We start from the raw sequence: 7513 nt of genomic DNA, 5'->3' as shown, positions 1-7513 counted from the left end.
GCCTTCGTTAAGGAGACCTGTTGGGTCTTCATCCTTGGAGTTGGCCTTCTGGCGATCTTCGGTAGAGCCAAATTCTTCGGTGCGTGTTCCAAAGGCTTCGTATTGAGCTTGATAGGTAATCGTTCCACCAGCATTGGTCTTCGCAACGATATCACCACGTGAGTTGTTATGGGTGAAGCTAGCAGTGCCACTTCTTAGAGGGGAGATTGACGATTATGTTTGATGGAGGACAGATGTATTAGCGACTCAACTAACCCTCTTCATACAAATACAAGTCATTGGGTGCCTTGAGTTTCAAATAATTAAGCGCAAAGCTTCGCTCGGTCATAGCTTCAAGTTTAGAACTACTAAATCCAATTTGTCTAAGAATACTCAGTTCTAAAATACATTTTAGAAGATATGAATAGAAATCCATGTAATCATGTTTAATTACTTTATCGCTACTATAATGAGTTAAAAAATTTCTGATATCAGCAATATCTCTACCAAGATCCTTAGACCTCTTAGGTAATTTAAAATAATTCACTAATATACTTCTATTTTCCTCAATGAGCTCAGTAATTCTCTTCCACAAAGATATTTCATTACCATACTTCAAAGCGCTTTTTAGTGACTCTTTTAAGCTATCATTTTGAATTTTTGAGACAGCTACCAGTAAGGGTTTAAATACTTCAGATTTATAATCACACTCATCGATGTAATGACCACCTCTCACTTTTCTATGAAAAGTTTCAATAGCCTGTGACAACAAAATAAATTTAGTCTCTGCAAAATTCTCCTCATACAATGCTGATTTATATAAAGAAAAAGGAACTTTTAGCTCCGAGTAATTATTTATCCATATCTTCAAATAATCACAAATACTTGATTTATCATCTATGATATCTTTTTCAGAAAACAAAAACACTTCACTATCCAAGCCAAAATTGAATTTACTATAAATAGCATAGGGGCGTATTAAATTAGCATGTGATATATCTATTTTATGATCTTCGTCTCTTATATCACCAATAACATGAAAATTATATGGCGTCGAATAGTCAAGCATAGATAAAGTAAAAAAATCTACAATAACACCCACTAAATCTAAGTATTTATCTATAGCCGCTGGTTTGTTAGATCTGAGATGGAATAAGATCTTTTCCCTAACTTCAACTAGGCCTTCATTAGTCTCTTTGTGGGGTGAATATGCATTTCGAGATATTTTATACTTAAAGTCTTTTGTCAACTCTAACCAACTACCCTTTTCGCCTTTATAACTAATAGTAAATGTCTGATTTTCTAATTTTTGATTGAATATGAAGCCAGAATCTGTAACCCATTGACTTAGATGCTGTAAGGAAAAAGATAGTTCCTTAATACAATTGTCTCTATTAAGAGGATGATGAAAACCTTCTAAAACATAGCTAATATTAAAAGTTATATATTTCCCTTCCTGATATGGATTATAAAGGCCTAGACAAGTTACCTTAGTGCTAAATAACGTTGTATCTACGTTACCATGCATCATATTGTCACCCCAACTTAGCCCATAATGATCGGGATCATAAAGCTTTAGAGTCAAAGCTCCTCCAGGTTCAAATCTTAGTTTACCATTCAGTCTAAGTTTTTTGATTCCTTTTCCTTTCGCTGCAACGTTCGCTGGCCACCACATACCCTCTACTTCTGTGACGCTTTTGTTCCATGGGGTATCATTAAACATTTGTGATAGTTATTAAAAAATGGTTTACCTTACTTTTGCCGGGTGGCATTTCTCATGAGCTTGTTGGAGTTCACGTAAACTGACGTGAGTATACACCTGGGTCGTCTCTAGATGCTCATGACCTAACATCTCTTGAATATGTCTTATATCGCAGCCGTTTTCAAGCAGACCTGTGGCAAAACTATGTCTAAATAAATGACAACTGCCAGATTTGCCAATATCGGCTTTGTCAATCCATTGACTCACTTGGTGAGTAATCCGACTAGGCTTAATCCTTGTCCCTTGAGCATTAAGAAATAGTGCTTGTTCACAGTCGTCTGGGCCTTCAGCTAATAAAATTGGGCGGACTTCTATCAGATATTTATCTAACCACTGCAAGGCTCTAGAGCCGATAGGCACGTATCGATCTTTATGACCCTTCCCTTGTTCGACTCGAACCAATGAACGAACAGCATCGATATCGCCTAGATTCAATGTACAAAGCTCGGTTCTTCTCACTCCTGTCGAATAGAGAAATTCTAGAATAGCTCGATTTCGTATTCCCATAGGCTTAGAGACGTTAGGCACATTCATCACCGCTTCCACTTCATCGTGACTCAGGATTGTTTTCGGAAGCCTTGATTCCTTTCTAGGCATTTCAATATTAGCAGTCGGATTATGCGAAATATGCTCTTCCCTAGTCAGCCAACCAAAGAAGCTTCTCACCATACTGAGCCAGCTTTTCTGAGTCCCAACCGAAAGTCCTTTGCCATCGGCTTTCTTGTAGTGATAGAGGTGACTTTGGTAGTTAAGAATCGTTTCTCTTGTCACCTGTCTAGCTTGAGTAATACCTAGTTCCTCACAGTAATAGCGAAATTGTCTGAGCGTCTTAGCCTTTGAGTAAACAGTTTGGTCTGTGTAATTCCTAACCTTCAGGTGTTCTAGGTATCTACCTAGCAGATAGCCTACACAAAGAGGGTCTTTCTGGCTACGGATGTCTTTGAGGGTTTCTTCGAGTAGGTCTTTGTAAAACATTTGGTCTTTACCTCCTGGAATATCTCCGACAAGTGGTTGTTTTGATATCTAAGTTGTTTATTGTGAGGCTCTTCGCTTGACGGTTCTCTTACCGACAACTGGCCGACGTGATCCGACATCCTGAATCTGAGGTAAATCCCATGCTTGAGATTCTTGAGCCTGATAAATGAGCTGATAACAATATTGGGCTCCTGGACCGTCAATTCGATGTCTGATGATCCATTCCAGTTCCACAAGTCTTTCTAAATGTTCTCTCACTTGAATCACGCCCCATTTGGTAAACTCTCTAGCCTCTTTTCGAGTGAAGCGAACCTCATGTCTTTTGAGATTCTTCTCTTCCGCTAGGGATTCTACCATTTCATCGAGAACTAAGAGAAAGGATCGTGTGGGTGGCGATAATTCATCAAGGGTTCTGCCTAGGAATTCTTTAGCTAGTGAGTGAGCAATCTCAATATCTGTTTTATCTACTTCTACGTATTCAATCTTGCGGCCTTTGTATTCGGTGGATTCCACTGTCTTTTGATATTGTCTGAGATAAGCAATGGTTCGTATAAGTCCTAAGAACTTGGGATTATCTCTCCGCAACCTCAATTGATCATCTGGAAAACTGAGTTGATCGGCATAAGGATTATGCACTGCTAAAGGTTTGAGGAGTCTTTGAACATTGTGATGTAGGTTAAGGATCTTTTCTTTGTCGATTCTCTTGAAATGACCCTTGAGGGTTTCAGCCTCTCTTTGCGCGGCGTGAATCTTTTTGGTTTGTTCTTGCGATTCATCGACGGTGAGAATCAAATATCTGGTTCCCAGTTCGTAGTCGATTTCGGGTTTGGTGGAAGTGGTGAGTTGAGCAACAGAGGCTTTGATCTTCCTTATCTTGGTTTGAGGAAAACCTGAGTCAGGATCACGCACAGTAACGGCAAGAGTTAGTTCTCCTTCTGAACCAAGAATCTTCAAAGGATAGGTTGCCTGCGTGCTGCCTTCATCTTCAGCAATGGCTAAGACTTTGTTTTTCAATGATTCTTCATGCATGTAAAAGAGAGCTTGGGCTGTGAGCGATGTCATGACGTGTTTGTCTTCTGGTGGGACAAAGGAAAGCAAGGCATTCATAAGATAAGATTTGCCGGAGGCGCTACGTGCCATGATTTGGCCAGACAGTGGTCTATCTAGCTTGCGAGAGATGGTGATAAGATAACCTAGAAGTCTATTGGTGTTCTCCCCTACTAAGCCGACTTTATCAAAGTCTTGTTGGATTTTCTCGATGAGATTGGGATCTCTTAAGAAAGCTAGGGCTTCTTGTTCCTGTTCCGCTGAAAGTTCGGGAGCTTGTTCCAGAGTTTGCAGCTTTTGTTTTAACCTCTCTTCCTGGTGAGGTTCAATGAGTTCAATGATGGTAGTGAGATCCTTCTCAATTTCTTCTCTCAAAGCCCCAGTGATATCAGAAGCGACCGCAACAAAGGATTTACGAGCGCGAGCATTGTAAAGATCAAGAGTATCAAAATGAATTCGATCATTGGCTTTGATGCGTAGATTAAGCTTGAGCACTTCTAAGTTGTTATTCTTCTCCATGCCACGAAGTCGATAGAAGCGATCTTCTAGATCGATGAAGGCTTCCTGAGTTTCTTCTGAAATTTGCAGCTTCATGAATTAACCTCTTTTTCCAGAGCTATGAGTAGTTGGTGTATTTTATCTGCTTGGTCTAGATGCTGGTTTTCATATTCTATAAGCCAATCGACAAGCTTCGCATAAATGTGTTTAAGCCTTTTGTTTTTCTTGGAGCGTTTAGTTTTGTCCTGGTTCATAGTCGGTATTCCTATCTCTTTCTGATTCCAGGTCCTTGATGATTTGCTTGAGCACTTCACTTTGTTGAAACTCAATCTGCGTATACTCTAACAAACGAAGTAGTAATTTGGTTAAGCGGGTTCCTTGATCGTCTTGAGGCATTATATTCCTTTCCTTAATTACGATTATTACACATAATTAATATGAGTAATACTCGTAATTGGCAATGAAAAAATACCTTCATTTTAGAAGATTCGCATAATATTATGGGTTTCAATCGTAATCATGAACGCAGGAAGACCAGCCAAAAACTCTAGGCCACCCTTTGGTGAGCGCCTTTATAAAGCAAGAACTAATAAAGGGCTAACTCAAGATCAAATGGCTAGCCAACTTGGTATTACCCAAACTGCTTATACCTTGTGGGAGCGGCGTACTATTGCCTTGAGAGAGGATCAAATTAAAATGTTGGTCCAAATTCTGGGTGTCACACCTAATTATCTGTATGGACAAGAAGAGTGATGACGCTGAATTACTTACTGGAAACTGCCGATAATATAAGCTATGGTACATTTAATAATATGAGTCCATTACTTGAAAAAATATCCAAAGAAGTCATGAATCTTCCTCAAGAAGAGAAGATTTCTTTGGTTAATTTACTTCTTGAGGATCTCGATGGTATTGAGGATTCTGAAGAAGAGATTCAGCAAGCCTGGGACGAGGAAATTCAGAGACGTGTTGACTTAGTTAAATCTGACAAAGCTCAATTATTTGATGGAGAAGAAGTGCTCAAAGAAGCTAGGGATATCATAAAAAAATAGCATGATTTTCCAATTTCTTTCCGAGGCTCGACTAGAATTAGTTGATGCCACCTCTAAGTATTCAGAACAATCCTCAAACACTGCTGATAAATTCCTTAATGAATTTGAATTTTATCTACAGAAACTCATCTCTAACCCATATCGCAGATCAGAAGATAACGTTGGAGCTAGACGACAAAATCTTAAAAAATATCCTTATTCCATTATCTACATGATTTACCAAGAAAAGATCATTATTCTGGCTATAGCACCACATCGCAAAAAACCCTACTATTGGAAAGACAGGTTAGAAAAATATAGTTGATATTTTCCCTTTGGCAGCCCCCGCACAGAAAAGGCTGCTAAAGGAAAATGCGCACTGCGCCAAAACCTTGCCTGTAAAGGCAGATCTATCATGAAGCCCGGAGGGTGCTAACCGTTTGGCCGAAGGTAGGCAAACTTGGGTTTGTGGGCGGCTAGCAGCCGAGTGCCAACTTGTTTGGCGCGCAAGCTGCCATCGTAGGTAGAGTCATACATATCGTAGCTAGCTACCTATGATATCTACGATGGGTCAGGGGCGGTTCTTAGCGAGGACAGGACGTCCTCGCTACACCAGGCATGGATGACTCTAAGCATAACGAACTGAGCCTTGGCGAAGGTGAGTCAACTATGGGGGTGCGTGGGAGGAAGCTGGCGTGGTCTATGCGGGAGCCAGGAGACTTCCGTGGGCAACGGCTCGCGCACAATACGCCGGCATGTCACTATAGGGGATAAGGCTGGAGGCCTCCCCCTGGAGAGCAGCCGCTAAGAGCCTATGTGGCATACTGGCCTGTTGTGCGAATGTCTCCCAAAGCAAGCATAAACCATGACAGCTATTCTTTCCTCCCATCGCAGCGGGGATTGAGATGATTTAAGAATGTCATTTTCGGCGAAAAATAACTTATCCGGTAATATACTTTTTATTTTCATCAAAGTTATTTTTATATAAAATTTCCCATTCATTAAGCGGAATGAATATTTCCTCACGATCATCGTCATATACAAACCAGCCTCCACATTTATTAGACAATTCAACTAGTCGATTTATATGATCCTGATTAATAATCAATCTTCCATATGACATTGGGCCATTATTCACTGCATACCAAAGCGCGTACTCCAAGCCCGTCATCCAATTTGCAGTATATGCTTCTTCAGAAAGTGCTTGCATGTATTCAACCAAAAATAAGGCACTTTGATTATTACTCATAATTAAAATTTCTCAGTTTCATCAGGAGCTTTTTTTAATAATTTTTTATCACGTGTCAAAGTTTTCACTCCACTTCGGCGGCCAGAGTCAATTACAGCAGAATCATCTATTTTTATCCCTCTACTTTGTAACTCAAGTCTACCTTGCGGTGTGCTTCCAACTCCAACTCTACCATTGTTTTCTTTTAAAAACTCCCTTAGTTTACCGACATTTTCTCTTCTAGTGCCAGCAGATCCTAAAGTTTCTCGTTGAGTTTTACTCCCTGTAGCAAATTCTTTTACAGCTTGAGGTGATACCACAGGAGTCCTGCCGCCTAAAGCAGCCTTAGCTGCACCATCACCCTCCATCGCATTAATTAATGCATTGTTATCCATACCAACCTCTCCACTCCGAGCTTTAGGATTAGCGGTAGACAATGGAGATGATTTAGCCGCTTTAGTTGCGCTATTCTTAGCAGCAGCCTCTCCAGCATCTGCAGCCTTATCAACAGTTGCTTTCTGAGCTTGTTTAGTTGCGGCTTTAGTCGCGACATCTACACCTGCTTCAACTCCATTCTTGATTAATTTGCCACCCTTCACGATTTTTCCTCCGGGAGAGAGAGTATCTAAACCAGCAGCAGCCCCAGAGACTATGAGTCCAGCTCCAGCAACAAAAGTAGCTTCAGGTGAAAGATTACCACCTGCTAGTTGTCTAGCAAAGAAAGCTGCTTGATCAAGGCCAGCAGGCTTGAAAAAATCTACAACCGGGCTTGGCCCACCAGCCCCAGGATTTCTCCATCCTGCTCGACTCTTTTGTAGTCCAGTCGGATCAAAATATGTCCAAGGGTTTTGGTTGACATAGGTATAAACATCCCTGGTGCAGTCGTAGTGATGGAAGTTGTTTTTCTCCGATGAATGCTAGGGACAGGAGCTGCTAGCTCTAGGCACACAGGCGGCTAAGGAAAAATTTTTCTAGGCGCGGTTTTTAGCAGGC

Annotated in this window: 10 protein-coding genes; 3 read left to right on the top strand and 7 right to left on the bottom strand. The window is 40.7% G+C overall.

The genetic code is table 11. The features are described 5' to 3' along the window. Positions 1-250: 250 nt before the first annotated feature. From AAGA18_15525 to AAGA18_15505, 5 genes are read right to left on the bottom strand one after another with little or no spacing between them, the layout of a single operon-like run. The gene (locus AAGA18_15525) at positions 251-1702 is read right to left on the bottom strand and encodes a HEPN domain-containing protein (protein MEM9446751.1); all 1452 of its coding nucleotides are present in this window, start codon (positions 1700-1702) and stop codon (positions 251-253) included. Positions 1703-1726: 24 nt separating this feature from the next. Further along, complete coding sequence (gene xerC / locus AAGA18_15520; protein ID MEM9446750.1) at positions 1727-2716, bottom strand: site-specific tyrosine recombinase XerC; 990 nt, start codon at positions 2714-2716, stop codon at positions 1727-1729. A gap of 57 nt (positions 2717-2773) precedes the next feature. Then, positions 2774-4357, bottom strand: a complete 1584-nt coding sequence (locus AAGA18_15515; GenBank protein ID MEM9446749.1) for a hypothetical protein — start codon at positions 4355-4357, stop codon at positions 2774-2776. Beyond that, positions 4354-4515, bottom strand: coding sequence for a hypothetical protein (locus tag AAGA18_15510; protein ID MEM9446748.1), 162 nt, complete (start codon positions 4513-4515; stop codon positions 4354-4356). Before AAGA18_15510 ends, AAGA18_15515 begins: the two co-directional genes overlap by 4 nt. Then, on the bottom strand, positions 4496-4657 hold the full coding sequence (locus AAGA18_15505) for a hypothetical protein (GenBank protein ID MEM9446747.1): 162 nt from the start codon (positions 4655-4657) through the stop codon (positions 4496-4498). The genes AAGA18_15510 and AAGA18_15505 overlap by 20 nt, the downstream gene beginning before the upstream one ends. Positions 4658-4780: 123 nt before the next feature. Between AAGA18_15505 and AAGA18_15500 the strand changes: the two genes are divergently transcribed. The 3 genes from AAGA18_15500 to AAGA18_15490 are packed head-to-tail and all read left to right on the top strand — an operon-like array spanning position 4781 to position 5617. Next, complete coding sequence (locus AAGA18_15500) at positions 4781-5014, top strand: helix-turn-helix transcriptional regulator (protein ID MEM9446746.1); 234 nt, start codon at positions 4781-4783, stop codon at positions 5012-5014. 59 nt (positions 5015-5073) lie between these two features. After that, positions 5074-5313, top strand: a complete 240-nt coding sequence (locus AAGA18_15495; protein MEM9446745.1) for an addiction module protein — start codon at positions 5074-5076, stop codon at positions 5311-5313. Position 5314: 1 nt separating this feature from the next. Next, complete coding sequence (locus AAGA18_15490) at positions 5315-5617, top strand: type II toxin-antitoxin system RelE/ParE family toxin (protein MEM9446744.1); 303 nt, start codon at positions 5315-5317, stop codon at positions 5615-5617. Positions 5618-6232: 615 nt separating this feature from the next. Here the strand turns inward: AAGA18_15490 and AAGA18_15485 are convergent. Both AAGA18_15485 and AAGA18_15480 read right to left on the bottom strand, forming a co-directional pair. Further along, entirely contained in the window at positions 6233-6541 is a 309-nt protein-coding gene (locus AAGA18_15485) for a hypothetical protein (GenBank protein ID MEM9446743.1), read from the bottom strand. 2 nt (positions 6542-6543) lie between these two features. Beyond that, positions 6544-7119: a hypothetical protein gene (locus AAGA18_15480; GenBank protein ID MEM9446742.1), complete on the bottom strand. Its 576-nt coding sequence runs from the start codon at positions 7117-7119 to the stop codon at positions 6544-6546. Positions 7120-7513: the final 394 nt, after the last annotated feature.

The organism is Verrucomicrobiota bacterium, from assembly GCA_039192515.1.
GTDB lineage: Bacteria > Verrucomicrobiota > Verrucomicrobiia > Methylacidiphilales > JBCCWR01 > JBCCWR01.
Note: the sequence above shows the minus strand (reverse complement) of the source record. Positions and strands in the feature narration are given on the sequence as shown.

Bases quoted from the DNA above. Each gene is read 5' to 3' on its own strand.
- AAGA18_15495 (MEM9446745.1), top strand. From the start codon at position 5,074: ATGAGTCCATTACTTGAAAAAATATCCAAAGAAGTCATGAATCTTCCT.
- AAGA18_15505 (MEM9446747.1), bottom strand. From the start codon at position 4,657: ATGCCTCAAGACGATCAAGGAACCCGCTTAACCAAATTACTACTTCGT.
- AAGA18_15485 (MEM9446743.1), bottom strand. From the start codon at position 6,541: ATGAGTAATAATCAAAGTGCCTTATTTTTGGTTGAATACATGCAAGCA.
- AAGA18_15490 (MEM9446744.1), top strand. From the start codon at position 5,315: ATGATTTTCCAATTTCTTTCCGAGGCTCGACTAGAATTAGTTGATGCC.
- xerC (MEM9446750.1), bottom strand. From the start codon at position 2,716: ATGTTTTACAAAGACCTACTCGAAGAAACCCTCAAAGACATCCGTAGC.
- AAGA18_15500 (MEM9446746.1), top strand. From the start codon at position 4,781: ATGAACGCAGGAAGACCAGCCAAAAACTCTAGGCCACCCTTTGGTGAG.
- AAGA18_15525 (MEM9446751.1), bottom strand. From the start codon at position 1,702: ATGTTTAATGATACCCCATGGAACAAAAGCGTCACAGAAGTAGAGGGT.
- AAGA18_15515 (MEM9446749.1), bottom strand. From the start codon at position 4,357: ATGAAGCTGCAAATTTCAGAAGAAACTCAGGAAGCCTTCATCGATCTA.
- AAGA18_15510 (MEM9446748.1), bottom strand. From the start codon at position 4,515: ATGAACCAGGACAAAACTAAACGCTCCAAGAAAAACAAAAGGCTTAAA.